Origin of the sequence: Pandoraea bronchicola (genome assembly GCF_902459805.1) — a bacterium.
Taxonomy (GTDB): Bacteria; Pseudomonadota; Gammaproteobacteria; order Burkholderiales; family Burkholderiaceae; genus Pandoraea; species Pandoraea bronchicola.
The window spans coordinates 572082-598230 of the sequence record NZ_CABPST010000002.1; the positions used below are offsets into that span (position 1 = coordinate 572082).

General features: G+C 62.1%; 21 protein-coding genes and 1 tRNA gene. 13 read left to right on the forward strand and 9 right to left on the reverse strand.

Translation table 11 applies throughout. The annotated features are described in order from the left end of the window. Positions 1-22: 22 nt before the first annotated feature. Positions 23-922 carry a pirin family protein gene (locus tag PBR20603_RS06725; protein ID WP_150558742.1) on the reverse strand — a complete coding sequence of 300 codons (900 nt, stop codon included), beginning with the start codon at positions 920-922 and terminating at the stop codon, positions 23-25. A gap of 191 nt (positions 923-1113) precedes the next feature. Between PBR20603_RS06725 and greB the strand changes: the two genes are divergently transcribed. Beyond that, positions 1114-1674, forward strand: coding sequence for a transcription elongation factor GreB (greB, locus tag PBR20603_RS06730; RefSeq protein ID WP_150558743.1), 561 nt, complete (start codon positions 1114-1116; stop codon positions 1672-1674). 91 nt (positions 1675-1765) lie between these two features. Here greB and PBR20603_RS06735 read toward each other — a convergent pair whose 3' ends face one another. From PBR20603_RS06735 to PBR20603_RS06750, 4 genes are all read right to left on the reverse strand, one after another. Further along, entirely contained in the window at positions 1766-4180 is a 2415-nt protein-coding gene (locus PBR20603_RS06735) for a RelA/SpoT family protein (RefSeq protein WP_246174429.1), read from the reverse strand. 60 nt (positions 4181-4240) lie between these two features. Beyond that, positions 4241-4447: a DNA-directed RNA polymerase subunit omega gene (gene rpoZ, locus PBR20603_RS06740; RefSeq protein WP_010804294.1), complete on the reverse strand. Its 207-nt coding sequence runs from the start codon at positions 4445-4447 to the stop codon at positions 4241-4243. Positions 4448-4537: 90 nt separating this feature from the next. Next, complete coding sequence (gmk, locus tag PBR20603_RS06745; protein WP_150558744.1) at positions 4538-5215, reverse strand: guanylate kinase; 678 nt, start codon at positions 5213-5215, stop codon at positions 4538-4540. Between the two features lie 5 nt (positions 5216-5220). Further along, positions 5221-6150 (reverse strand): YicC/YloC family endoribonuclease, encoded by a 930-nt coding sequence (locus PBR20603_RS06750; RefSeq protein WP_174977805.1) that lies wholly within the window; start codon positions 6148-6150, stop codon positions 5221-5223. 212 nt (positions 6151-6362) lie between these two features. Here PBR20603_RS06750 and rph point away from each other — a divergent pair, with 212 nt between their 5' ends. From rph to hemW, 3 genes are read left to right on the forward strand one after another with little or no spacing between them, the layout of a single operon-like run. Beyond that, positions 6363-7091, forward strand: coding sequence for a ribonuclease PH (gene rph, locus PBR20603_RS06755; RefSeq protein WP_150558745.1), 729 nt, complete (start codon positions 6363-6365; stop codon positions 7089-7091). Positions 7092-7093: 2 nt separating this feature from the next. Then, positions 7094-7711 (forward strand): RdgB/HAM1 family non-canonical purine NTP pyrophosphatase, encoded by a 618-nt coding sequence (gene rdgB, locus PBR20603_RS06760; RefSeq protein ID WP_150558746.1) that lies wholly within the window; start codon positions 7094-7096, stop codon positions 7709-7711. A gap of 5 nt (positions 7712-7716) precedes the next feature. After that, positions 7717-8937, forward strand: coding sequence for a radical SAM family heme chaperone HemW (gene hemW / locus PBR20603_RS06765; RefSeq protein WP_150558747.1), 1221 nt, complete (start codon positions 7717-7719; stop codon positions 8935-8937). A 149-nt stretch (positions 8938-9086) separates the two neighbouring features. Here hemW and PBR20603_RS06770 read toward each other — a convergent pair whose 3' ends face one another. Next, complete coding sequence (locus tag PBR20603_RS06770; protein WP_150558748.1) at positions 9087-10811, reverse strand: acyl-CoA synthetase; 1725 nt, start codon at positions 10809-10811, stop codon at positions 9087-9089. 313 nt (positions 10812-11124) lie between these two features. Between PBR20603_RS06770 and PBR20603_RS06775 the strand changes: the two genes are divergently transcribed. The 3 genes from PBR20603_RS06775 (at position 11125) to PBR20603_RS06785 (ending at position 13698) form a co-directional block, all read left to right on the forward strand. Next, positions 11125-11214: transfer RNA gene (locus PBR20603_RS06775), tRNA-Ser, on the forward strand. Positions 11215-11528: 314 nt separating this feature from the next. Further along, positions 11529-12269 (forward strand): response regulator transcription factor, encoded by a 741-nt coding sequence (locus PBR20603_RS06780; RefSeq protein ID WP_150558749.1) that lies wholly within the window; start codon positions 11529-11531, stop codon positions 12267-12269. Further along, on the forward strand, positions 12256-13698 hold the full coding sequence (locus PBR20603_RS06785; protein ID WP_150558750.1) for a sensor histidine kinase: 1443 nt from the start codon (positions 12256-12258) through the stop codon (positions 13696-13698). The genes PBR20603_RS06780 and PBR20603_RS06785 overlap by 14 nt, the downstream gene beginning before the upstream one ends. A 5-nt stretch (positions 13699-13703) precedes the next feature. On the opposite strand, the gene PBR20603_RS06790 is transcribed toward PBR20603_RS06785, so the two are convergent. Continuing rightward, the gene (locus PBR20603_RS06790) at positions 13704-14480 is read right to left on the reverse strand and encodes an acid phosphatase (RefSeq protein ID WP_150558751.1); all 777 of its coding nucleotides are present in this window, start codon (positions 14478-14480) and stop codon (positions 13704-13706) included. A 351-nt stretch (positions 14481-14831) separates the two neighbouring features. Between PBR20603_RS06790 and PBR20603_RS06795 the strand changes: the two genes are divergently transcribed. The 5 genes from PBR20603_RS06795 (at position 14832) to PBR20603_RS06815 (ending at position 20677) form a co-directional block, all read left to right on the forward strand. Next, the gene (locus PBR20603_RS06795; protein WP_174977806.1) at positions 14832-16325 is read left to right on the forward strand and encodes an alkaline phosphatase family protein; all 1494 of its coding nucleotides are present in this window, start codon (positions 14832-14834) and stop codon (positions 16323-16325) included. 125 nt (positions 16326-16450) lie between these two features. After that, a complete protein-coding gene (locus tag PBR20603_RS06800; protein ID WP_150558753.1) occupies positions 16451-18790 on the forward strand; it encodes a TonB-dependent receptor in 2340 nt (779 codons plus the stop codon). Positions 18791-18857: 67 nt separating this feature from the next. After that, positions 18858-19529 carry a MotA/TolQ/ExbB proton channel family protein gene (locus PBR20603_RS06805; protein ID WP_150558754.1) on the forward strand — a complete coding sequence of 224 codons (672 nt, stop codon included), beginning with the start codon at positions 18858-18860 and terminating at the stop codon, positions 19527-19529. Between the two features lie 9 nt (positions 19530-19538). Next, complete coding sequence (locus PBR20603_RS06810; protein WP_150558755.1) at positions 19539-19931, forward strand: ExbD/TolR family protein; 393 nt, start codon at positions 19539-19541, stop codon at positions 19929-19931. After that, positions 19928-20677, forward strand: coding sequence for a TonB family protein (locus tag PBR20603_RS06815; protein WP_150558756.1), 750 nt, complete (start codon positions 19928-19930; stop codon positions 20675-20677). Before PBR20603_RS06810 ends, PBR20603_RS06815 begins: the two co-directional genes overlap by 4 nt. A 417-nt stretch (positions 20678-21094) precedes the next feature. Here PBR20603_RS06815 and PBR20603_RS06820 read toward each other — a convergent pair whose 3' ends face one another. Then, positions 21095-21907, reverse strand: a complete 813-nt coding sequence (locus PBR20603_RS06820; protein WP_150558757.1) for a lysozyme inhibitor LprI family protein — start codon at positions 21905-21907, stop codon at positions 21095-21097. A 163-nt stretch (positions 21908-22070) separates the two neighbouring features. Here PBR20603_RS06820 and PBR20603_RS06825 point away from each other — a divergent pair, with 163 nt between their 5' ends. Continuing rightward, on the forward strand, positions 22071-24407 hold the full coding sequence (locus PBR20603_RS06825) for a WD40 repeat domain-containing protein (protein ID WP_150558758.1): 2337 nt from the start codon (positions 22071-22073) through the stop codon (positions 24405-24407). A 134-nt stretch (positions 24408-24541) separates the two neighbouring features. On the opposite strand, the gene PBR20603_RS06830 is transcribed toward PBR20603_RS06825, so the two are convergent. Then, complete coding sequence (locus PBR20603_RS06830) at positions 24542-25852, reverse strand: hypothetical protein (RefSeq protein WP_150558759.1); 1311 nt, start codon at positions 25850-25852, stop codon at positions 24542-24544. Between the last annotated feature and the right edge of the window lie 297 nt (positions 25853-26149).

Consider the following 26149-nt stretch of genomic DNA (forward strand, 5'->3'; position numbering starts at 1 on the left):
GCGTTGCGCATACGAGCGGCGCTCAGTTTGCGGCCGGCTTGCGCTCGGGCAGCGGAATCCACTCCGTCTCGCCGGGCACGGTGCCCATCTGCTGCGCCGTCCAGGCCGCCTTGGCCTGCTCGATTCGCTCACGGCTCGACGACACGAAGTTCCAGAAGATAAAGCGATCGCCGTCAAGCGGCGCACCGCCAAGCAGCATCAGCCGTGCCGGCTTGTCGCCGGCCACGATGCGCACATCGGTGTCTGGTGCGAGTACGCCCATGCGCTGTTCCGGCAACACCTCATCGTTGACCGTCACCTCGCCCTGCACGGTGTAGAGCGCGCGCTCGGCATACTCGGGCGGCAACACGAATGCTGCGCAAGGCGCCATGTCGACGGCCAGATAGAAAATGGGCGAAAACACCTTCACCGGCGCCTTCTCACCGAACGCTTCCCCCAGAATCAGACGCATATGCACGCCCGGCAGGAAGATGTCCGGCAGCGACGACGCTTCGTGATGCGCAAACGTCGGCTCGGTCTCTTCGTCGGCCTGCGGCAGCGCGACCCACGTCTGAATGCCGTGCACGTCGCCGCCTCGTTCACGAACGTCCTGCGGTGTGCGCTCCGAATGCACGATGCCGCGTCCGGCCGTCATCCAGTTCACGGCCCCCGGCGTGATGCGCTGGTCGCTGCCAAGGCTGTCGCGATGCCAGATCTCGCCATCGAACAGATAGGTCACGGTTGCCAGCCCGATATGCGGATGGGGACGAACGTCCATGCCCTGTCCCGGCGCCAGCGTGGCCGGGCCCATATGATCGAAGAAGATGAACGGCCCGACCGTCTTGAACGGCAGACTGGGCAAACTACGCTGCACGGTAAAAGCGCCGATGTCGCTCAGATGCGGCTTGAGCACGGCGAGAAAGGGACTCGTGGAATCGGTCATGCGCTGTTCTCCTGCGGTCAGATGGGGCGATGTGAACCGATTGTAGAGGACATTTCCGGGACACTCCATGACACCTGAGCATGATGGCTGGGCGACGAATCGTGACTGAACGCATGCTCGATGCGCATCGAATCTATAATGCAGGAATCCCGAAACGCATTTCTGCACGCCCTCGTGGCGTGCGTGGACCTATGAACAAAGCCTTCGTCAAGGAAGACAGTGGCGACGACGATGACGATCTCGACGCCGGCGCCCCGGAAATTCCCGCTGGCACCAAGAACTACATCACGCCGACCGGCTATCGCCGCCTGAAGGATGAATTGCTCGACCTCATCGACAATCAACGCCCGGAAGTCGTGAAAGTCGTGTCGTGGGCGGCGTCCAATGGCGACCGGTCGGAGAACGGGGATTACATCTACGGCAAGCGGCGTCTGCGCGAAATCGACCGTCGCATCCGCTTTCTCACGCGTCGTCTCGATAATGCCGAGGTGGTGGACACGCGCCGTCAGGAGAACGTCGATCAGGTGTTTTTCGGCGCGGAAGTGACCTATGCCGACACCAAGGGCGACGAGCACACGATCATGATCGTCGGCATCGACGAGGTCGATCTCGACCGGGGTCACGTGAGCTGGATTTCCCCCATCGCCCGCGCGATCACCAAGGCGAAAATCGGCGACACGGTGCCGCTGCGCACCCCGGCTGGACTCGAGCAGATTGAGATTCTGGACGTGCGCTACCCGCCGTCGGAGTAATCACGGCGCGCACAAGGGCTTTCGGCGTCTGAAAACACAGAGGCAGGCTATGCCGACGCGCCGCCGTTGACGACGTGCGCCGGCCGTCCCGTCAGAAATTGCCGCGTTCGCGCGCCACGCGCATGGCGTGCAGTTCTTCATGATGGCGTTCGCTCGAACGCTCGCGCGCTACCCGCATCACGTCCGGATTCACGCGGATACGACGCATCACGTTAGCCAGATGCACGCGGTCGCTCACCTGAATGAGGAAGCGCAGCGTTGCCGATTCGTCCGGCACGACTTCATCCATGCCAATGTGTACGATGTTCGCGTCCGACGCAGTAATGTCGGCCGCCACCCGCGAGAATACGCCGCGATTGTGACGCACGAGCACCTTGATAGCCACGTCGAACAGACGCCCCGGCTGCGGCGCCCACGCGACGTCGATCCAGCGGGTCGGATCCTTGCGATGGATACGGCGTGCGACCGGGCAATCGGTCGTGTGGATCGCCATGCCCATGCCAATACCGATGTAGCCCATGATCGCGTCGCCCGGAATCGGGCGGCAGCAGGCCGAGAACTGCACCGACATGCCTTCCGTGCCCGTGATGAGCACCGGCGGCCCGACATTCTCGTCGCCGGTACGCGGTGATTCCGGATCGTCCGGGCTGTCGGTATCGTTCTCGCTTTCCTTGCCCGACAGGAGCACGGCGAGGCGCTTGGCCATGACGGCCGCCACGCGGCGTCCCAAGCCGATATCGGCGAAGATGTCCTGCCGATCCTTGTTGCCGGTCCACTGCGCGAGCTTGTCCCAGATCTGCGGCGAAATCTCGTTCATCGTCAGGCCGTAGCCCTTGAGCGCCTGCTCCACCAGACGTTCGCCAAGCTGTACCGACTCGGCAAAACGCATCGTCTTGAGGTAATGGCGGATGGCCGAGCGCGCCTTGCCTGTGCGCACGAACCCAAGCCAGACCGGGTTCGGCTTCGAATACGGCGCGGTGATGACTTCCACGATATCGCCGTTCTTCAACTCGGTGCGAAGCGGCAGCAACTCGTTGTTGATCTTGACGGCGACACACTGGTTGCCCAGATCGCTGTGCACAGAGTAGGCGAAGTCGAGGGCCGTCGCGCCGCGCGGCAGCGCCATGATGCGCGCCTTCGGCGTGAAGACGTAGACGGCGTCGGGGAACAGGTCGATCTTGACGTGTTCGAGGAATTCAGTCGAATCACCGGTTTCGCTCTGAATGTCCAGCAGCGACTGCAACCATTGATGTGCGTGCTTTTGCACATCGTTCATGTCTGCGCCGCCGTTCTTGTACAGCCAGTGCGCGGCAACGCCCGCTTCCGCAATCTCATGCATGCGGCGCGTGCGAATCTGGAATTCGATGGGCGTGCCGAAGGGGCCGACGAGCGTCGTATGCAACGACTGATAGCCGTTGACCTTCGGGATGGCAATGTAGTCCTTGAACTTGCCCGGCACCGGCTTGTAGAGCGCGTGCAATACGCCAAGCGCCAGGTAACACTGCGCATTCGACTCCACTACGACACGGAAGCCATAAACGTCGAGCACCTGCGAGAACGACAGTTGCTTCTCCTTCATCTTGTTGTAGATGCTGAAGAGCGTCTTCTCGCGACCGAAGACATCGGCGCTCACGCCCCCTTCGGTGAGCGCCTTCTCGACGGCGTCGAGGATTTTGCCGACCACCTCGCGCCGGTTGCCGCGCGCGGCCTTCACGGCCTTATCGAGCACGGCGTAACGGCGCGGATGATAATTCGCGAAGCTCAGATCCTGCAGCTCGCGATAGGTATTGTTCAGGCCCAGCCGGTGCGCGATGGGCGCGTAGATGTCGAGCGTCTCGCGCGCCACGCGGCGCTGCTTTTCCGTCGACGTGACGCCCAGCGTGCGCATGTTGTGCAGGCGGTCCGCGAGCTTGACGAGAATGACGCGAACGTCGCGCGCCATCGCCAGCAGCATCTTGCGGAAGCTCTCGGCCTGCGCTTCCTCACGGCTGCGAAACTCCATCTTGTCGAGTTTCGAGAGGCCGTCGACCAGTTCCGCGACCTTCGGGCCGAATCGCTCGGCGAGTTCGGCCTTGGTCACGCCCTGGTCTTCCATCACGTCGTGCAACAGGGCGGCCATGATCGATTGCGCATCGAGCTTCCACTCGGCACAGATCTCGGCAACGGCGACGGGATGGGTGATGTAGGGTTGTCCGCTCTGGCGATATTGGCCCAGATGGGCCTCGTCGCTGAACTGGAATGCCTCTTTGATTTGCGCGAGGTCGTTGTCCTTGAGGTACTCCCCAAGCATGCCCTTCAGACGGGCAATCGAAACGACCTCATGCTTGCGCGGCTGCTCAGGCGTTGCCGTCGGACCGAACAGATGCCGGTACGACTGCTCTAGCAGCGCGTCGATGTACTGCCGCGTGGCGCTCTCGCTCTTCTTTTTCTTGCGCTCGGGCTTGGGCTCCCCCGCTTTGGGTTCATCCGCAGCGATGGACGCGGCCGGTGATTTCGCGTGACTCATACGTGTACCTGCATCGTCGAGCGGCCCGGAACGTCACATCGCATCAGTGCTGTCTCCTGATCAGAGCGGCACTTTCTTGAGCATCTCGATGCCCACCTGCCCCGCTGCGATTTCGCGCAGCGCGACAACGGTCGGCTTGTCTTTGTTGTTCTCGAGCTTCGGGGTGTGACCTTGCGCCAGTTGGCGGGCGCGGTAGGTCGCGGCGAGTGCCAACTCGAAGCGATTCGGGATTCGTTTCAGGCAGTCTTCAACGGTAATACGGGCCATAAGGAGGTTCCTTCTTGATATCAGGCGTATTCTATCGCAGCCGGCGCAGACTCGCGCAAAACGCAAGCGCCACCGGCGAACGCAAGGGTGTTACTGGTGCTCGCTCGGTGCGTGAATGTCCAGGTCGGTGAACAACGTCTTGTGCCGGGCGTACTGCGATGCGAAGCGCAGGCGTACCGCAGTAAAGACCGATTGCAGTTGATCGAGCGCACGCTGGAATTCGTCGTTGATGATGATGAAATCCGCTTCCGGCGCGTGGGCGATTTCGCCACCGGCCGCCAGCAGACGTCGTGCGATCACCTTCGGCTCGTCCGTGCCGCGCTTCTTCAGCCGCTCTTCGAGTGCCTCGATGGACGGCGGCAGGATGAAGATACCGACGGCATTCGAAAAGCGCTTTCGCACCTGCTGCGCGCCCTGCCAGTCGATCTCCAGCAGCACGTCGCGCCCCTCGCGCATCTGATCTTCGATCCAGACGCGTGACGTACCGTAATAATTGCCGTGCACTTCGGCGCTTTCCAGAAACTCGCCGCGCTTGCGGCGCTCCAGAAACTGCTCGACCGAAATGAAGTTGTAATGCACGCCCTCTTCTTCATTCGGACGCGGTGCGCGCGTGGTGCACGAGATCGACAGACGGACCTCGCTGTCCTGCGCGAGCAGTGCGTTGACGAGCGTCGATTTGCCCGCGCCCGAGGGGGCGACCACCATGAACAGATTGCCGGGATACTCGGCGTGCAGGGGCGGTTGCGGGACTTGCGATTGCGGGGTCATGCGACTTACTCCAGATTCTGCACTTGCTCTCGCATCTGCTCGATGTAGAGCTTGAGCTCCATCGACGCGTCGGCGAGTTCCTTCGAGGCGGCCTTCGAGCCGAGCGTATTCGCTTCGCGATTGAGCTCCTGCATCATGAAGTCGAGCCGTTTGCCGACCAATCCTCCCTTGTCGAGGATGTGGCGGGTTTCCTTCAGGTGAGCATCGAGACGCGTGAGTTCTTCTGCAACGTCGATACGCACGCCGTAAATCGTCACTTCCTGACGAATGCGCTCGGCGATTTCGTCCTTGCCGGGCGCGGTCGAGCCTTCCGGCACCACGATACCCAGCGCTTCCTGCAAACGATCGACGATCTTCTGCTGTTGGCGCGAGATCAGCTCCGGCACCAGCGGCTGCAGGCCCGTGAGAATCCTCTCCATGTTCTCGATGCGTTCGATAAGGCTGGTCTTGAGCTGCGCGCCTTCGCGCTTGCGCACATCGACGAGGTCGCCAATGGCGGTGCGCCCGGCGTCGATCACGGCATCGCGCAGCGCGTCGGCCGTCACCGACTCTTCACCGAGCACGCCCGGCCAGCGCAGGATTTCGCCGGTGCGCATGCGTTCTGCGTCCGGGAAGATCGCGAGGACTTGTTGCTCGAGATCGGAGAGTTGCTTGACGGCATCGAGATTGAGGGCACCGTTCGTGCCACTCTCCGGACGTTGCACGTTGATGCGGATGTCGACCTTACCGCGCGAGAGTTTGGCGGTGAGCGCTTCGCGCAGCACCGGTTCGCAGGCACGCGCTTCTTCGGGCATACGGAATGCCAGATCGAGGAAGCGCGAATTGACCGTGCGCAATTCGACCGACACGCTCGCGCCTGCGGCTCCATCGGCATGCGCAATGTCGCGCGTGACGCTGGCGTAGCCGGTCATACTGTAGATGTTGTTGTCTTTCATCGGGGTGTCCGGTACCACAGCCTCATGACAGTTCTTCAGCGAGGCGATGCAGCAATCGGATTCGCATGCATGGACGAAACGCGATTATCGCATTTTCCGGCCCGAGGCTCCGGAATCGACGCGCGGCACCGGGGCAGCGCCGCCAAGCTTGCCGCGTTTAGCGATACCATTCGGGTATTGCCGCATAAACTCACCTCGCAGGACATTCACTCATGACGCAAATCACCCGCCCGGACGGCCGTGCGCAAGACGCGCTGCGCCCCGTGCGCATCACCCGCCAATACACCCGCTACGCCGAAGGTTCGGTGCTGATCGAATGCGGCGAGACCAAGGTCATCTGTACCGCCAGCGTCGAAGAGAAAGTGCCGGGTTTCCTGCGCGATTCCGGCCAGGGCTGGCTCACGGCCGAATACGGCATGCTGCCGCGCGCGACGCACACGCGCGGCGATCGTGAGGCGGCCCGCGGCAAGCAGAGCGGACGCACACAGGAGATTCAGCGCCTCATCGGCCGTTCGCTGCGCGCCGTGTTCGATCTCGAGAAATTTGGCCCGCGCACGATCCAGATCGACTGCGACGTCATTCAGGCGGACGGCGGCACGCGTTGCGCCTCGATCACCGGTGCGTTCGTCGCGGCGCACGACGCTGTCTCGAAGCTCATCGCCGACGGCAAACTCGAGTCGTCGCCCATTCGGGCGCACGTCGCCGCCGTCTCCGTCGGGCTGTATCAGGGCAACCCGGTGCTTGATCTGAATTACGCCGAAGATTCCGCCTGCGATACCGACATGAACGTCATCATGACGAGCGAAGGCGGTTTTGTGGAAATTCAGGGCACGGCCGAAGGTGCGCCGTTCACGCGCGCGCAGAGCAACACGTTGCTCGATCTGGCCGACGCCGGCATCCGTCAGTTGATCGACGCCCAGAAGCGTGCATTGGGAGTCTGACGATGACCATGCAGAAGATCGTGCTGGCGTCGAACAACCCGGGCAAGCTGCGCGAATTCGCGTCGCTGTTCGAGCCGCTTGGCATCGAGCTGGTGCCGCAGGGCATGCTCGGCGTCTCCGAAGCCGACGAGCCTCATGTCACCTTCATCGAGAACGCGCTGGCGAAGGCGCGGCATGCCGCGTCCGCGACCGGCCTGCCCGCGCTGGCAGACGACTCGGGACTATGCGTGCCGATTCTCGGCGGGGCGCCGGGCGTGTATTCCGCACGTTATGCGGCGCGCGCCGGGCATGAGAAATCGGATGCTGCGAACAACCGCCACTTGATCGAACAGCTCGCACCGCACGCCGACACGCCCGGCTATCGCAATGCTTATTACTTCGCGGCGCTGGTGCTGATGCGTCATGAGGCCGATCCGCAGCCGATCATTGCCGAAGGCCGTTGGGATGGCGAGATCATCGACACGCCGCGCGGTGCGCATGGCTTCGGCTACGATCCGCACTTCCTCATCCGCTCGCTGAATCAGACGGCGGCCGAACTCGATCCTGCGGTCAAGAACGCCCATAGCCACCGTTCACGTGCGTTGCGCGTGCTGCTGGAAAAACTGGGCCGGGAGGCGTGAGCGGTATGAGTCAGTCCGTGCTGCCCGTGCAGAACTTCCTGCGGCCCGGCAAGATCAGCTTGCCGGCATTGCCGCCGATGTCGCTATACGTGCACTTTCCGTGGTGTGTGCGCAAGTGCCCGTATTGCGACTTCAACTCGCACGAGTGGCGTGGCGACGGCGGTGCACAGGCATTCCCGGAGCAAGCCTATCTCGACGCCTTGCGTCAGGATCTGGAGCAGGCGTTGCCGCTGGTGTGGGGGCGTCCGGTGCACACCGTCTTCATTGGCGGCGGCACGCCGAGCCTGTTATCGGCGGCCGGCCTGGACCGTCTGCTCTCGGATCTGCGCGCGTTGCTGCCGCTCGATGCCGACGCAGAAATCACGATGGAGGCCAATCCGGGCACGTTCGAAGCTGACAAGTTCCGCAGTTTCCGGGCGAGCGGCATCAACCGGCTATCCATCGGTATTCAGAGCTTCAACAGCGAGCATCTGAAGGCGCTCGGACGCATTCATGATGGCGACGAAGCGCGTCGTGCGATCGAGATCGCGCAGGCGAACTTCGAGAACTTCAACCTCGATCTGATGTTCGCGCTACCGAATCAAACGTTGGCGCAGTGTCAGCAGGATGTGGAGACGGCGTTGTCGTTCGCACCGCCGCATTTGTCGCTGTATCACCTCACGCTCGAGCCGAACACGCAGTTCCACAAGTATCCGCCCACCGTGCCCGACGACGACACGGCTGCGGACATGCAGGACTGGATAGCCGAGCGTACGGCATCGGCAGGGTATGGGCATTACGAGGTGTCGGCGTATGCGCAGCCGCATCGTCGCGCGAAGCACAACCTGAACTACTGGGAGTTCGGCGACTATCTTGGCATTGGCGCGGGCGCGCACAGCAAGATTTCCTTCCCGCATCGGGTGCTGCGGCAGATCCGTCACAAACATCCGCAGCGTTTCATGGAAGCGGCGGCGGCTGGCAATGCGGTTCAGGAAGAGCGCGAGGTCGACGTGCGCGAGTTGCCGTTTGAGTTCATGCTCAACGCGTTGCGGCTGACCGACGGCGTGAAGAGCGAACTTTTTGCGGACCGTACAGGCTTGCCGATGGCGAGGATTGCCAAGGCGTTGAGCGCAGGCGTGGAAAAGGGATTGCTCGTCGACGACCCGCAGCGCATTGCGCCGACCGAGCTGGGCCAGCGGTTCCTGAACGACCTGCAGGCGATGTTTCTGGAGCGCGACGGAAAGTAATCGTCTGACGTAGCATTCGCGCCGGGCGGCGAAGCGTTCTTCAGAGACATGCGCCGGCGCCCGGCGCTCTTCCCTCTGCGCACTTCCGCCTGCGCATTACCTGCGCATTAACCCTGCCCTCCCCTTGCCCCGCCCTGCTCGCGCCGGCATCACTTTGACGCGGCGCCCATCTCCCGCAACGCCTTGCGGATGATCTTTCCAGTCACGGTCATCGGCAACTCCGGCAGGAAGACCACCTTGCGCGGATACTCATGTGCCGCCAGGCGGTTTTTCACGAAATCCTGAATCTCCTTCGCCAGCGCGTCGGACGGCGTGTGCCCTTCGCGCAGCACCACGAACGCCTTCACGATCTCGGTGCGGAGGTCGTCGGGCTCACCGATCACGGCCGCGAACTGCACGGACGGATGCCGGATGAGGCAGTCTTCGATGGGTCCGGGACCAATGCGATAGCCTGCGCTGGTGATGACATCATCCGAGCGGCCTGTGAACGTGATGTACCCGTGTTCGTCCACGAATCCCGAGTCGCCGGTCAGCAGGAAGTCGCCGCGATACTTTTCCATCGTGGCGTCCGGGTTGTGCCAGTAGCCGAGGAACATGACCGGGTTGGGCCGGGCGATCGCGATGTTGCCGACCGAGCCCTGGGGAAGCGGTGTGCCGTCGTCATCGACGATGGTGACGGCGTGACCGCGCACGGCGCGTCCGATGGCGCCGGGCAATGCGGGAAATTCTGCGGCGCATGACGAGACGACCATATTGCATTCCGTCTGCCCGTAGAACTCGTTGATGTCGACGCCGAGGTGCTCGCGTCCCCATGTCAGTAGTTCGGGGCCGAGCGACTCTCCGCCGCTGGCGACCGAGCGAAGTTGCAGCGGCCAGTGCTCGCGTGGCGACGGGACGGTACGCAGCATCTTGAGCGCGGTGGGTGGCAGGAAGGTGTTGCGCACGCCGTGGCGGGCCATGAGATCGAATGCGGCGACCGGATCGAACTTTTCGAAGCGTCTTGAGAGTACGGGGACGCCGTGATGCAGGGCGGGCAGCAGGACGTCGAGCAACCCGCCGATCCAGGCCCAGTCGGCTGGCGTCCAGATCAGGTCGCCCTCCTGCGGGAAACCGTTGTGCGACGTCTCCACGCCTGGCAGATGGCCGAGCAGCACCCGATGCGCGTGCAGGGCGCCCTTGGGTTTGCCGGTCGTGCCGGAGGTGTAGATGATGAGTGCGGGGGCATCGGCCCGGGTCTGGACGGGTTCGAAGTGCGCATCGCGCGACGCGATGGCAGGCCAGAGTGCGAGCAGACCGTCTTCGGCGACGCCCCAGTCCTGATCATCGGCGACGTGATGATGGGCTTCGGGGAGGTCGTCGTGGACGACATACACGAGGCGCAGATCCGGGATTTCGGCACGGATGTCGTCGATCTTCGCGATGCTCGCGAGGTCGGTGACGAGTACGGCGGCGCCGGAGTTTTGCAAACGATAGGCGAGCGCTTCGGGGCCGAAGAGTGTGAAGAGGGGAACGGCGATGGCGCCGAGCTTGTAGGCGGCGACGTGAGCGACGAGCGTAGCGGGTGATTGCGGCAAGAAGATGCCGATGCGGTCGCCGGCCTTGACGCCATTGGCGCGCCATTCGTTGGCGAGTTGGTTCGAGAGTTGTTTGAGGACGTCGAACGTCAGACGCACGTGCGAGCCGTCTGCGCTTTCGTGAATGAGGGCGAGACGGTTGGTGCCGTCGGCCCATTTGTCGCAGACGTCGACGCCGATGTTGTAAAGGGTTGGAATCTGCCAGGTGAAAGCATTGGCAGTCGGGGCGTCGGTCACGCGCTCGCCGCTGGCGTCATTTGACGTCTCTTGGGCGGAATCGCGGGAGGTGTCGGCATCCATGCGGTGTCTCCGGGTCATGTCTGGCCTCGCACGGTAACGCGGGGGGCGTTCACCGCACGTCTTGAAGCATGATGCATGCCGGACGGTGACAAAACAAGGGGGATGGGGGAAACGCAAGGATTTGAGCGGGGTGTGAAGCGATTTGGGTGGAATGAGGGCTTCACATGACGGGAGGAGCGGGTATAATGCCGGCTGCCGTGCGGTACCGGTCTGCGCCGGAGTGCCGACGCCGATTCCCCCGGACCGCACGCATCCCAAGCCGTCGTCTCAGACGGCATCCCAAGCCGCGACATCGCGTCGTGCGCAACGCCCCGGAGGCGTGCCAGAGTGGTTTAATGGACTGGTCTTGAAAACCAGCGAAGGGGTAACCCTTCCGTGAGTTCGAATCTCACCGCCTCCGCCAGATTTCTTCGCCTTTCCCGATCTTCACCCGACGGTCGCGACCGACTTTTGTGGGGAGTGCTCAGCAAAATGATGCCGGTTGTTCCGCAATTGGCACGAGGCGATACACCCGACACTGAACCAATTCAAATAGCATCGCTAACAGGCATAGACACATCTGTTTCGCTACGACCGTTTGAGCGCACTCGGTTCGTCGACGACATGCTGCGTCGACACCCGCCAGTGCGCCCATCGCGCCTATAGCTCAAAGCCGTCACGGTTTGTTCACGCAAATGCCATATAGTCATGCGTCACTCTTCGACCTGAACCCGAGCTATGGACGCAATCGCCGCGAACGCTGACAAAACCCATGCTGTCCGCTCGGCCGCTTCCGCCCATCGCATTCTCGTCGTTGAGGACGAAGCCAAGGTCGCCCACGAACTTGTTTCCGCGCTCGGGGAGCACGGATTCGCGGTCGAACTTGCACGTGCTGGCGGAGAGGGGTTGCAACGCCTGCTGCACGGTCAGTACGACTGCGTGGTTCTCGATCGTCTACTGCCTGAAATTGACGGTATGTCGATCCTCGCTACGGCCCGCAACGTCGGTATCAAGACACCTGTCCTGGTGCTCTCCGCACTGAGCGCCGCCGATGAACGTGTGCGCGGCCTGCGCAACGGCGCCGACGACTACCTCACAAAGCCCTTCAGCTTCGACGAACTGACGGCTCGCATCGATGTGCTGCTCCGTCGGCATAGCGATACGGACACCGGCGCCAACCTGCGTGTGGGTGACCTGCACCTCGATCGAGACAACGGCACCGTGACGCGCGCTGGCGTGCCCGTCTCATTGAAGCCTCGCGAGATGCGCCTGCTCGAGTATTTGATGCGCAACGCCAATCAGGTCGTCACGCGTGCACTGTTGTTCGAGTCGGTATGGAAATATCAGCACGACGTGCAGAGCAACGTCATCGACGTCCATATCGCGCGCTTGCGCAAGAAGATTTCACTCGATGGCGAATGCTCGGCCATGATCGACACCGTTCGCGGCACCGGCTACGTCCTCCATGCCGACGACTGAGCGCAGCTTTCTGCGCAGTCTTTGGGGTGCAGGCCCCATCTTCGCGATCTTCATCGTGTCGGTCGTCTCGCTGTTCGCAGTGGTCTACTGGCTCACGATGGGCTACCTAACAGATCTTGTCGACGCCCGCCTGCACCGCGAAAGCACCCAGCTTATCCGGCGCACGGCTGCCGACGCACGGATCAACATCTCGGAGCGCAGCCGTCGCGAAGCCGCCAATGTGCGTCCCTACGGCCTGTTCACCGCCAGCGGTCAGCGACTGGCCGGGAATATCGATACGCTGCCAAAGGATGTGCCCGACTGGAAAGCCTATCGATACACGCAGACTGTTGTCGACAAGGAAGGCCAAGCGTGGGCACGCCCCTACCGCGCCATGATCGCCACGATGCCCGACGCCAACCGGGTAATCGTCGGGCAGGCCGTCGACGATATCGACCGCTTTGATCACATGCTGGTGCGCGTCGCCATCGGCGGTCTGCTCGCGACGATTCTGCTTGGCGCCCTGTGTGGATACGCACTGCATCGCGCCGCAAACCAGCGCGTTCGTCAGTTGCGGGAGTCGTGTCAGGACATCATCTCCAGCCACTTTACGCGCCGTCTTCCGACACGCGGCCGTCGCGACGACATCGACCTGCTGGTGGGCTTCGTCAACACAATGCTCGACGACATCGAGCGCCTCGTATCCGAACTACGCGGCGTGTGCGCATGGATTGCCCACGATCTGCGAACACCGATGACGAGCCTTCGCGCAGGGCTGGAGCGCGCGCGCCGTAGCGCAACCTCCGCCGGTGATTACGATACGGCAGTCGAGCGTGCCCTGGAGCAGACCGACCACGTACTCGATCGCTTCTCGGCCCTGCTTCGTATCGCTGAAATCGACGCTCACGCTCGCCGCGAGAACTTCCGTCTGGTCGACCTCGCCCGCATTGTCGAAGACGTCGTGGATCTCTATGAACCGCTTGCCGAAGAGCGCATGGTGACATTGACCGTGCAAGCGCAGCGCAGCGCTCCCGTACTTGGCGACAGCGATCTGATCTTCGGCGCGATTCAGAACCTGCTCGACAACGCGTTGAAATTCACCCCGTCAGGTGGCACCGTATGCTTGCGTATGATGGCGACGCCGCAGCACGCCATGGTGGAGGTCAGTGACACCGGCCCGGGCATTGCCAGCATCGAGCGCGACGCCGTGCTGCGGCCGTTCTATCGCGGCGCAGGCGTGAGCGGCATGCCAACGCCGGGCCACGGATTAGGGCTGAGCGTCGTCGCGGCGACAGCCCGCATTCATAACGCCGTAATGCGAATCGACGACGCCCAGCCCGGCTGCCGCGTCGCGTTGCGTTTCCCGGCCGCACCAGCCACCCACTCAACATCCGATGCCTCGCCCGCGCCCCCCTGCGAGCCCCACCCGACCGGCACGGCGAGCGCCTGACCTCCTTATCGCAACGGCGGCAACCCCAATGCTTCGCGCGTCTCGTGCGCCGCCTTGACAAGATCGTCCCGAAACGCCTGATTGGCGAGCATGGCAGAGGCAATCACGGTGCCGCTGACCTTACCGGCCTCGACATCGCTTACGTAGTGCACGCCGCCCAACGCCCGACCCTGCGCGTAGGCGTCGGCGCGGGAGAAAATCTCCGCGCGCTTCTCCGGAACGATCTCGGCGAGCACCACGGCAGTCAGATAGGCGAACGTCGCGTGTCCACTCGGGTAGCTCGGAGACGTGCCCTCGGTGACGATGCCAGGGCGCACCTCGGCGCTGACGTTGTACGGACGCGGACGCTTCCAGTAATCCTTCGCCACCTTGAGCGGTGCAGCGCCCTCCTTCGCCAGACGCTTGAAAAACATCTCCGTGAACGGCAACCGGTCCGCGCGGAAGCCCGCACCGACAACATCGGCAAAGCGGAACACGCTCTTGTGCGTGTCGCCGTCGGCAAGCGCAAGTTGCTCAGCAGTGCGTGAACGTTGCAGCACAAGCAACTGACGCAGATCGTCTGCCTGCGCGACGCTGCCGGGCGCAGGGGGTGGCGCGACAAGCACTGTCAGATCCGGGGCCGCCGCAGCCAGATAGCCGACGTTAGCGACATCGGCCCCAGTTGCGGCATTTCCCTCAGGTGCGACAAGTGTCGTTGCGCCCGCATGCACCGCGTGCAGCGCACAAAGGAGCAGTGCTGCGGATGCGAAGGCGCGTCTATTGTGAGTTAAGACAGAAAACATCGGTTCATTCCTTCGAGGATCGAATTGTCGGGTCAGTCATCGCGATCAACGCAGTGAGGTCGATCGGTTCATGAACGCAAGCAGGCTACGAGCCGTCTGTGACTCGGCAAAGGCGCAAACCTTTCCACCCGGAAAGGTTCACAAAGCGCCGCAAGGACTGACGCACACGGTCTGCCTCGCTGGGACGCCCATCGTTAATGCCTCTTTATCGATTTCAAAATGCCTGGCGATACGGCAACCGAATCCGGTGTTCATGTTGGCAACTTTTGCTTCATCTGCGCATCACGGGTGTCCCCTACAGTTCGCCTCGCTGACTACCGGCGAGTACACCGATCCATTCAACCGATCCCCATGATGCCGACGACTTTTCGCATTACCCCGACTTTAGCGCTCGCTTGCGCCATGCTGGCTTCGGCGGCGGCGTATGCCGGCCAGCCCACCCCCATTGCACCAGCTGAACGCGTCCTGCTGATCAGCATCGACGGCATGCACGACCAGGATCTGGCGCGCTACGTAGCGTCGCATCCAGGGTCTGCACTGGCCTCCCTCGCCCGTCACGGCGTGACGTACCGAAATGCACTGACGCCCGTGCCGTCCGATTCGTTCCCGGGGATGGTCGCGCTCGTAAGCGGCGCCAGCCCCGCCACGTCCGGGGTGTACTACGACGACAGCTTCGACCGCAAGCTCTTACCGGCCGGCGAATTCTGCACGACGGCTCGCGGCCCCGGCGCCGAAGTCGTCTACGACGATTCGATCGATCGCGATCCGAGCCGCATCGACGGTGGCGGCGCCATCGAAGCCACCCGTTTGCCGCGCGACCCCGCTCGCCACTGTGCACCGGTCTATCCGCATGACTATATGCGTACGAACACCGTATTCGAAGTTGTGCGTGCCGCCGGTGGTCGCACCGCCTGGGCAGACAAACATCTCGCCTACGACTTCGTGCACGGTCCGAGCGGACAAGGGGTCGACGATCTCTATACGCCGGAGATCGCCGCTGTCGGCGAGAAACTCGCCGCCTTCCCGGCCTACGACAACTTGAAGGTCGACGCGTTGCTCAAGCAGATCGAGGGCCGCGACAGCCGTGACAGCGGGTCGCCGGGCGTGCCGCGTCTGTTCGGCATGAATTTTCAGCAGTTGAGCGTGGCGCAGAAGTCAGGCGACGGCTATCGCGACGCGCACGCCATGCCGGGAGACGCCATCGGCCACGCACTTGACCAGATCGACGGCTCGCTGCAACGCCTGCTCAGCGCGCTGGCCGCTCGTCATCTCGAGAATTCCACGCTTGTCGTGATTGCCGCCAAGCACGGTCAATCCCCCATCACACCAGGACAACTTCGTCGAATCGACGGCAAGCGCGTGCTCGACGTCATCGCGCAAAGCGCCCCGAATGCCCTGGCCAAAGCCACACTCGACGACGTCGGCTTGCTGTGGCTCAAAGCGCCTCGCGCGACGCAGACCATCGTCAAGGCGCTGCGAGCCAATGCAAAGGCGCTGGGCATCGAACATGTGTATGCAGGCAATGACATGCCGGAAGGCTGGAGGCGCGTCGGTCGGGACAGCCGTGTGCCGGATATCGCCATCGAGACGACGTACGGCGTCATTTACACGCACGGCACGAAGGTCGCCGAGCACGGCGGCTTTCATGCCGACGACCGCCACGTGGCGCTGCTGATCTCCCGTCCGGACATTGCAGCACAGGAGGTTGATGTTCCGGTCTCGACGCGTCAGGTCGCCCCGACGCTGCTTCAAGCGCTGGCGCTCAAGCCCGGCGCGCTCGACGCCGTGCGCCGCGAAGGCACCGCCCCGCTGCCCGGCATCGTTTTCCGCACATCTGCCGACTGAGGCGCCGTCGCGTCCCGACACCGGCTTATCACGACTCACCACGACTCAACACGACTTAACACGATGTATCAGGGCCGCCGGCCATCTTTGGCCGGCACAACTTCCAAAGAGAACGCACCCAAGCCATGAAACTTCAGACGTTGCGTAACCCTCGTCACGCGCATCCTGCTCGTCCCGCCCGTCTTGCCTTCACCCGTAGCGCGCCGCATCTGACGCTCACCGCCATCGCGCTAGCGGTGCTGGCAAGCACAGCTCATGCCCAGAGCACCGCCTCAATCACCGACATTGGCGATGTCTCCGCCTCCGATGTCGGCGCGCCCGTCAACGTCACGGCCAGCAAGTCACGTAAGGCACCCACAGAGGCCGCCGCAAAAGCGCTCACGCAAGCGCCACTCGAAGCGACTTCGCCGCAAACGCAGATCAGTAGCGACTACATCGCCAATCAGATCAACCCGCAGGCCGACTACGGCACTATTCTGCGCATCGCGCCGAGCTACAGCAGCTCGTCGCCGAACGGCCTCGGCCTCTCGGAAGCGAAGAACCAGACACTGCGCGGTTTTCCGGACGGGCAGTTCAACGTAACGTATGACGGCATTCCGTTTGGCGACACCAACGACTTCTCGCACCACACGACCTCGTATTTCCCGGCAGCGACCATCGGCGGCGTCACCATCGATCGCAGCCCGGGCAACGCCACGACACTCGGTTATGCAACCTTTGGCGGCTCGGTCAACCTGTTCTCGCCCACGCTCAGCCCGACACGCAAGATCGAGTACTCGCAAACCATCGGCTCGCACGCAACGTGGCAGGAGAACCTCGGCGTGACGACGGGCATCATGCCCGGCCTGCTCGACTCGAACATCTTCCTGAACGTCCAGCGCACCGACTCGAACGGCGCGTTGAGCAACAGCGGCTTACGCAACACGAACATCTTCCTCAAAGGCGTGACGCCGATCGGCAGCAGCACGCTCGTGACGTGGGTCTACGCGTACGACAAGATTCACTTCAATAACCCGGGCGGCGCCACGCTCAACCAAGTGGCCCAGAACGGCTACAACTACGGCCTGAACGGCGACCCGAAGAGCCCGAACTACTGGGGCTACAACTATCAGGACAAGAACACCGAGTTCGCCTACCTCGATGTCAAACACGACTTCGACAACGGGTGGAGCCTGAACAACAAGCTCTACACGTACTACTACTACAACCTGAGCCACGAACTGAACGGCGACAACACGTCGTCGCCACTCTCGGCATTGAGTGCTGCCAAGCCCTTCTCTGCGGGACAATCGGGTTCCGACATTGCCGGCGCGCTGAAGCTCAACGAGTACCGAACGTACGGGGACACGCTGAGTGCGACGCACACCGGCACCTACGGCACATTCACGGGCGGCTTCTGGGTCGAGCACACGCGCAATCCGCGCAATCGCTTCGCGTACGACGCCACGACCGGCCAGTCGGTCAAACAGAACGCCACCTACGGCAACACCTACTACGACATGGTCGATGAGGTGAACACCGCTCAGGCGTTCTCGCAGTACGCATGGAAAGCGACAGATGCACTGACCGTCACACCGGGCATCCGCTACCAACACTTCGAGCGCTCGCTGTCGGCCAGCGTGTTGCAGAACAACCTGCCCGGGACGTCGGCCAGCAAGTCGTGGAACAGCGTGCTGCCAAGCCTGGACGTCAACTATCGCTTCACGTCGCTGTGGTCGGGCTATGCACAGGTCTCGCGCGGCGCGCTCGGGCCGAACCTGAACACGTTGTACTCCGCCAATCCGGCGGGCAACAACAACGTCAATCCGCAAACGTCGATGGCGTACCAGATCGGCACGGTATTCAAGGCGGATCGCTTTACGTTCAATGCGGATGCCTACCTGATCGAGTTCAGCAACTACATCACGAAGAATGGTTCGGGGGCGAACGCCACTTACTTCAACGCCGGTGGCGTGCGCTACACGGGCGTCGAAGCCGAAGGCAACGTGTTGCTCGGCAGCGGCTTCTCGTTCTACGCGAACGGATCGCTTAACAACGCCACGTACACGCAGGACGGCACGGGCTCGCAGATCTGGAAATCGGGTCAGCGAATTTCGTTTGTCCCGCAGTACACGGCGGCCATCGCGCTCAATTTCGATCAGGGGCCGTGGCACGCGGGCATCAACACCAAGTTCGTCGGCTCGATGTATCAAGGCAGCAACGGGGCGGCTGACGGCTCGATCTACAAGGTCGGCCCGTATAACGTCACAAGCATGATGATCGCGCGCGACTTTACCAACCTCAGCTCGGTACTCAAGAAGGTTCGCGTGTCGTTCGGGATCGACAACCTGTTTGACACGCACCGCATTACCGACAACCTCGGACCAGCCGCGACCGACACCAGCAAGGGGACCGACGCGAACCAGTTCCTCTACTACTTCGTGCCGGGCCGCAGCGTCTACGTCAACCTGCGCGCCGAGATCTGATCGGCGCCCCAATCACCGGCCGCACGATCATGCGGCCGGCGTTCATTTCTGCGGGAAGGAATTTTTCATGAATCTGACTCAATTCAATCAACTGGCGATGTCCTCGGGCGGCACGCTCTATCTCATGGCGCTGCTGGCGTTCGTCGGCATCACCGTGATCGTGGATCGCGGTTTGCGCCTGCGCCGGACGTTCCGCCGCGGCGAGCGCATTGTCGCGGCCGTGAGCGCATTGCCCGTCGTCGACGTGCACGACGCCGACGAATTGCGCGCGGCTGCCGCAGGCTTGCCGCACGGCCATCTGCTCGACACGTACGCGCACAATCTCAAACGCTCGCACGATGGCGATATGGAATCCGCCATCGATGAAGCGATCTACCTGGAAGTGCCGGGTATCGATCGCGGACTGTGGGTGCTTGACACGGTCATCACCGTGGCGCCGCTGCTGGGCCTGTTCGGCACGATCATCGGCATGTTCCACGCGTTCGACGTGCTCGGCGCTTCCGGCGGTGATCCCACGCGCGTGACCTCGGGGGTGGCAGAAGCGCTGATCGCGACCGCATGCGGTCTGGCCATCGCCATGAGCCATCTGTGGTTCTTCAACGGCATGCAGGACACCGTGCGTCAGACGGTCCATCAAATGGATACGCTCAAGCGTCTGCTGCTCAACCGGCATTACGTCGCAAAACAGGCCCAGGAGCCGACGGGCGTGGTACTGCGTCACGAACGTGCTTCCGCGTGAGAGTCTGCGATGCGATATTTCGAAACGAAAAAAACCCGCATCGAAGTCGTGCCGATGATCGACATCATGTTCTTCCTGTTGGTGTTCTTCATCATGATCACGCTCAAAATGATGCCGTCGGTGGGCATGTCGGCCAAGCTGCCGGGAAGCTCGACCGCGCAAGACCTGCCACACCCCAAAGTGCTCGTTGCGTTGCACGCGGACGGTAGCGTCGAAGCCGATCACCAACCCGTCACGCTTGACGCCCTGACCGCCAGCCTCCGTGCGCACGACCCTGAACACACGGTGGTCACCATCGCCAGTGAAAAGGCCGCCAACGTCCAGCAGTTGACCCGTTTGATGGACGCCTGCCGAACGGCGGGTGTAACGCAGATCGGGATCGCGACGAAAGAGGCCTCATGATGACGATCGACGTGGCCGACGCCCTCCCCTCGCGAAATGCAACGTTCCCGACGACGCCGCACTCCGGGCGCTGGCCTTGGCGGGCGATGGCGGGAGCGTTAGCGGTGGAGGTGATCCTGTTGGGGTTGACGACAGGATGGCTCGCCAGTAGCACGCCAACGCCGAAAGCGGTTAGCGCCGACGCCCCGGTGATGTTATCGATGCTTGTGCCTGAACCGGAAGCGACGCCCACGCCGGCTGTCAAACCCGCCGAGCCTGCCAAGTTGCCTTCTCCGCCCCTCAAGCGCGAAGTCGTACCGAAACCGGACACGTCGCACGTCCGCAAGCCGGCACAGGTGCCCCGCGCGACGGCAACTGCCGAAGCGCCACCGATCGAGACGGTGAGCGGTGCGGACGCCCCACCAGCGCCGTCCGCAGCTCCCCCGACCTTGCCCCCCGCACCGCCAGTAGCCACCAGTTCCGGTCCCGACGAGCGGTTCGTTGCCAAGTTGCGCGCGGCCGTGCAGGCGGCTGTCGTCTATCCGGCGGCGTTACGGGGCATGGGGCTGGCGGCAAGCATAGATGTCGAGTTCGTCTATATGGATGGGAGAGTATCGAACGTACACGTCACTCGCCGTGGGCGTGTTGCTACGTTGGATGAAGCCGCCATTGCCGCAGTGCAACGGGCCGCGATGCCCCCTGCGCCTCCGAGTCTGGCAGGCACGCCACATGCATTCAAAGTGCGCGTGATATTTGACGAAATGTAAGACGTGGGGCGTGAGGTCCGATGGCGCACCTGGATTGCCAGCGAACAATCGTCAGCCACCGCCTCCGCCAGTGATTCTTGCTTACCCCGGTAGCCGCTACCGACTTTTGCGGGCGGTGCTCCGCAAATGCAGGAACTTGCGCCGGGGTGACGCGTCGCTTGGACAAGGCGATGACGAGGGCGCTTTGGTGCAATTCATGGCGGCTTTCGACTATGGATTCGACCACCCGCTCAATGTGTAAGTGTTGACTTGACCGCGAGTTCGGACTGCCCCAGCTTGCTGTTGAATGAACAAGCATCATAGGCAAGGATGATTTCCGTCTCGCTGAAGCCATGCTTCTCGCGATCCATCAGCTTAAGGCTTTTCTCAGACGAATTGCCACTGCAGACACGCCCAAGGTGCTGCCAGGCGACGCCCTCATGGCATCCGGTCAACGGGTATAGCCGTATCGATATCGTCGTGCCACCGCTCAATCGTCTTGGGCACCATCGTCTTCCACGCCGCGACATTGGTGTAATAGCGCATGCGCGTCCTGCCATTCGCATCGAAGGCGAGCAGGCCGATCCACAGTTCTTCACCTCGACTCATGACAATGGAGGCGTTGGTTGGTGCCAGTCCACGTACGAAGAAGCTACTCACCTTTGCGCCGAGATGGTCCAGGTCGGGACTCTCTCCCTCGCTCATGTTGATGGTGTCGACAAGCGCTTGATAGTCGCTCCGCAATAGCGCGTGTGCTGCGACGTTCTGGCGAGAGTTATCCAACACCTTAAGGGACAATAAATCCGCTTCCGGCTTGTCAGCGAGCCGCGAAGTGGTGATATACGTCCCGCTGTAGTCAACGCCCATGGCTTGCCCGCAAGCCATGGGATCACCATCCTGCGTGACTATGACGTGATCGCCCGAGCGCTTGAAGTTAAGGCCACACCCATTCGCCCGGTAGCTCGCGCCCTCTCCCTGGACAACAACATCCCCGTCATCCCCCCCGGCGTGCCCACCGTTGTAGCCGGCGATTTCAAAATGCAGACGCGGGAGCTGACCTGTGAAGGTCAGGGTCCCGCCCACGCCGGGGTAATTGCTATCCAGATGCCACGTCTGGGTCCAGCGATTGACTGCTGTATCGGGGTTACCGGCGAGTGCGGCTAAACGTTCGTTATAACGTGCGCTGAGGTACGCTATATCGGCGCCGCAGGTGTCGCGACGCTTTAGCCACTGCAGTTGGGACGCCACCAAGGATGAAGTGCTTGACGCGTTACGCGTCGCATCACGGCGTTTTTTTTCGTCAACGCATCCTCCAAATGGATGAATACGGCGGGCGCCGCGCGACGAGATAATCGCTTAGCGTAGACGTCCGCTGCCAAGCTGATCGTGCAGCGTACGCGACAGGAGAATATTAATGAAAACAAAGGGAATCGCGGCCAATGTCGTTGGCCTCGCCGCCGTGTTCGCACTCGGCTCATCGGCCGCCCTGGCAGCCGATGTCGGCGCGGTCATGCGCAGTTTGCAGCAATTGCAGACGGTGCTTGACCAGAATGATCGCGACAATGCGAACCGCCGGGCACAGGCCGCAGCCGAGCAAGCCCGGCGCGACGCTGCCGATGCCCAGAAAAAGCGGCAAGAGGATGATCAGCGTCAGCGCGCTGCGGCAGCGCGTGCGCAAGCCTCGTCCCAGGAACTCGCCGCGCTCGCGCCGCCGCCGGAATGGGCAAACCATCTGGTCATCAATCGCAAGCTACTCGAGCGGAACCCGGCTTCGAGCGGCGGCGAGGTGGACATCATGTCCCGTATGTCACCGGCCGTTTCACAGGACAGTAGCCTTCTGGCGTACGTCAACACATCGAATCAGGTCGTCGTGCGGCCATTCGCAGGTGGCCCGGAGCGCGTCGTCTACACGCTGCCCAAACCGGATTCGTCCGTCATACTCTCATTCGCAGGGAATCAAGCCCTTCTCATCAATGGCATCTCCGGCATGACCATCGGCGTCGAACTGGTCGATTTCCAGGGGCGTGTGCTGATGTCGTGGCCGAAAGGATGGTCGGTATATGCGTATGAAGACCGCATTTACGGCAGTCACCAGACTTTCTCGCCGCACGTCTGTCATCAGGTCGCACTCTACGACACCAGCGGCAAGCCGATCGCCCAGATGGATCTCAGCGGACAGTCGGCCAATCGCTGCGACTCTCGCCTGACGAAAGACGGCAAGTTCCAGGTCATCGTACAGCGTGGCAATGAAGTCTCGATTTACGTCAACGGCCAGCAGACAGCGTCGTTTTCGGGCGACGGCCGCAAGGGCAGCGAATACGCCTCAACGGTGTACGTCGTCGTCGAAGACGGGCGCTACGCGGTCTCCTGGCTAAGCGGCGGCGAGCCTGAAAAGACGATGCCGTTCAGGGTCTGGGATGTGCGCGCCAACAAGTTGCTGTGCGAGTTGCCACGCAACGACGGCTGGCTCGGCGCCGACAAACAAGGGCGTGTCAGCATCAGCACGCCGCCGGCAAGTGTCGACGTGCCCAACTGCCGGTTGCAGGCACTCAATATTCCGGGCCGGTTCTTTCGCGATGGCGATTTCGCGGCGGTAATGGACGGCAAGTCGGGGCAACTGACGCTGCTCGACGCCGATACGCTGCAAGTCCGCAAGACCGTGACGACGCAGGTACGCGGCGACTACATAAGCGCACGAGCCACAGCCCCGGGCAGCCAGTATGTGATCGTTGGCAACCCGGCTTACGGCGATGATCGCAGTGACGATTTTGCGCAGGTGTTCGATAGCAAGACTGGCCAATTGGTGCAACAGCCGGCTGGACGCCTGCGCGGATCATCGGTGGCCTACACGCTGGCCGAGGCAGGTGAATGGAACAAGGTCAAACCGATCCGGATCACGCGCATCGTGCAATCGAGCGCAAACGGCAAAGGCGATGCGTACGCCGCGTACCTGAAGGCGCTCCGGAAAGACAAATACGAAACGACGGCCGAGTACCGCAATCGCGTCGCGAAACTCGCGCAGCCCTTCGAGATGGAAGTTGCCGTACGCGACTACAACGCGGACGGTAGCTATTTCTCCGGCACCTATCAGGGTGTGCCGATCGGTGTGCCAATGCCCAGCGCGCAGGCGCGACGACTGGACGGCATGACGTCGCTGAGCGTCAAGGGCCAGTTGAACGTCGTCGACGAGGACTTTCTCGAACTTCGTAACGCGTCGATTACGTTGCAAGATGGCAGCCTGGTGCAGGTGCCTCAGAGCAAATTGCCCGCTCGGCGGGCGGTGCAGGCAGGTGCCGCGGCGACAACGCCTGGCGTGATGCTCAAGACGAGTGCTGCGGCATCCGGCGCGGCCAGGGGCGGGAGCGCATCTGCGGAATGTCGCGGCGACTTCAGCTATATGGCACCGGACCTGCGGGCCTACACAAATAGCGATCTGGCACAGGCGCGGCAGGCGATTCTCACAACGTCCGTACCGGAGACGATGGCGGACATGCGTCGCAAAGGTGTCACGATGGCGATCGTCAACCAACGCATTGCGGAACTCGACGAAGCCGCCAATCAGGCCGCTCAGACGGCCAACCAGACCGACGGTGGCGGCAACAGCATCCAGAAGGCAAAGACGGACACGCTGCCACTGAATTGGCCATGCGAAGGCATCCACTCGTCGGCCGTGTGCGTCTATATCCTGCAACGCTGGGAGGCGCAGCTTACAAGGGAAGTCGCGGGGATGATGAGCAAATGCGGTGTTTGATGACTGAGCCGCCCAGACTTCCCGGTCTGGACAGCCGCCGGCATCGAGGCACCTTCCGGCCTCACGCCCCCGCCTAAGTCCCGGCGCATCGGGCCATTAACGCCCGGCAGACTATCGTCCGCCGGGCGAACTCATTATTGGCCCCATGCATACTGAAGCTGCAATCGATTCTGGAAGAACTTTGCGGGCTTGGCCGGCGACGACTGATAGGCGAAGAAGTCGACGATACTGAAGCCCTTCAGCTTTCCCTGAAAGTTGTACATGACGTACACCAGGTACTCGGATTGATTCAGACTCGGTGCCCCAGGGGTGCTCACGAGATCCATGAACGAGTACTGGGTGCCGAGCGTCAGGTTGTCCACAGGCTTGCCGCTGATCGACAGCCCATAAGCCCTGCCAGCGCCCAAATCCTGCGTGCTGGTGATGAACGGCTGGGCAAAGAACGGTCCCGATGACATGTTGTGGGCATAGGGCGTCACCAGCGAGCCATTCTGATAAGCGTTGGCATCCGGCCTTGTATAGTCGTAGCCCAGCGAGACATTCAACGAATTGTGTTTCACGCCGACTTGAAAGCCGTAGACCTGACTGCGAATTCGTCCCAGAAGATTGCTGTCACCGCCGTTCTCATACGCGACCTGAACGCCCGCATACGGTTGAAGCACGCCCTCGTTCAGCGACACGTGGCCGTCCGCATAGAACATCCGCGCATAGTTCATGTAGTTCACGTACCACGCCTGGCCGTCCACGCCGTAAGCGCCAAACGAGTGCTTGCCGGCTCCGCCGGCACCGTAAAAGCCTGGCGTGCCCTTCATGCCGATCGTCGAGCCGCCATCGAAGTCCGAGTTGTAAGCCGTTCTGTCGGTGAACGAGTCGCTGGTCCACGACTTCCAACGGAACATCCGGAAGGCCTCGATGTAATTGTCCTTCGTGCCGTATCTGCCCGAGACCCCCTGAAACAGTTGCGGCGCAATGCGGTAGTCGTACGGTGAGATGAACGGCACGTCAAACGACTGATTCCCCGCCGTCGCCGTAAATAGCGACTTCCGGTACTGGACATAGGCCTCGCCGAGTGTCGTGAATGACGGCCCAAGACTGCCATCTACGCGAGACGGGTCTGACGGGTGAAGCAGGGGACGCGAAGCGTATGCGCTCACGCCAAAGGAAATGCCGTAGAGCGACGCCGATTGCAACGTCAAGCCACCGCCGTAATTGATCGTGTTCTGGTTGAGTCCCTTGTTATAGAACGCATTGTGCGCGCCGTAGTAGAACGCGCGTACATCCCCCGAGACATGGCCTTCCGTGAAGAGTCCCGCAAGACTGCTGGCTTCCGGCGGCTGCCATGTTTCCAGCACCTGCGCCGACGCGAGCGTCGGCGCGACGATCAATGCCGTTGCGAGCCAAGGAAACATGATGCGGCGAAGCGTGGCTTCCGATGTGACATTCATGATTGAGTTGGTCTGCCCTGTGTGATTGTTGACCCCTCTGTCAGCAGTTCGACTGCCAAAGGACCCGCTGTAAATTAACGAGCCAGAATCACGACGCATTCGACATTTCGCAGGATGGAAGCCCGCCGAAAAAACCTCGCCACTTCATATAGTTAGAGAAAAAATGCGTTGGACGCCACGTGCCGCCCGACACCATGTGCGCTTGTGGTGCAGCCCGTTCCCTATAACGGGTCAATGACAACGCACACGCCACTGCCGTGGTGCAAATCGACAGCTTTCTCACGGAAATACGAAGGC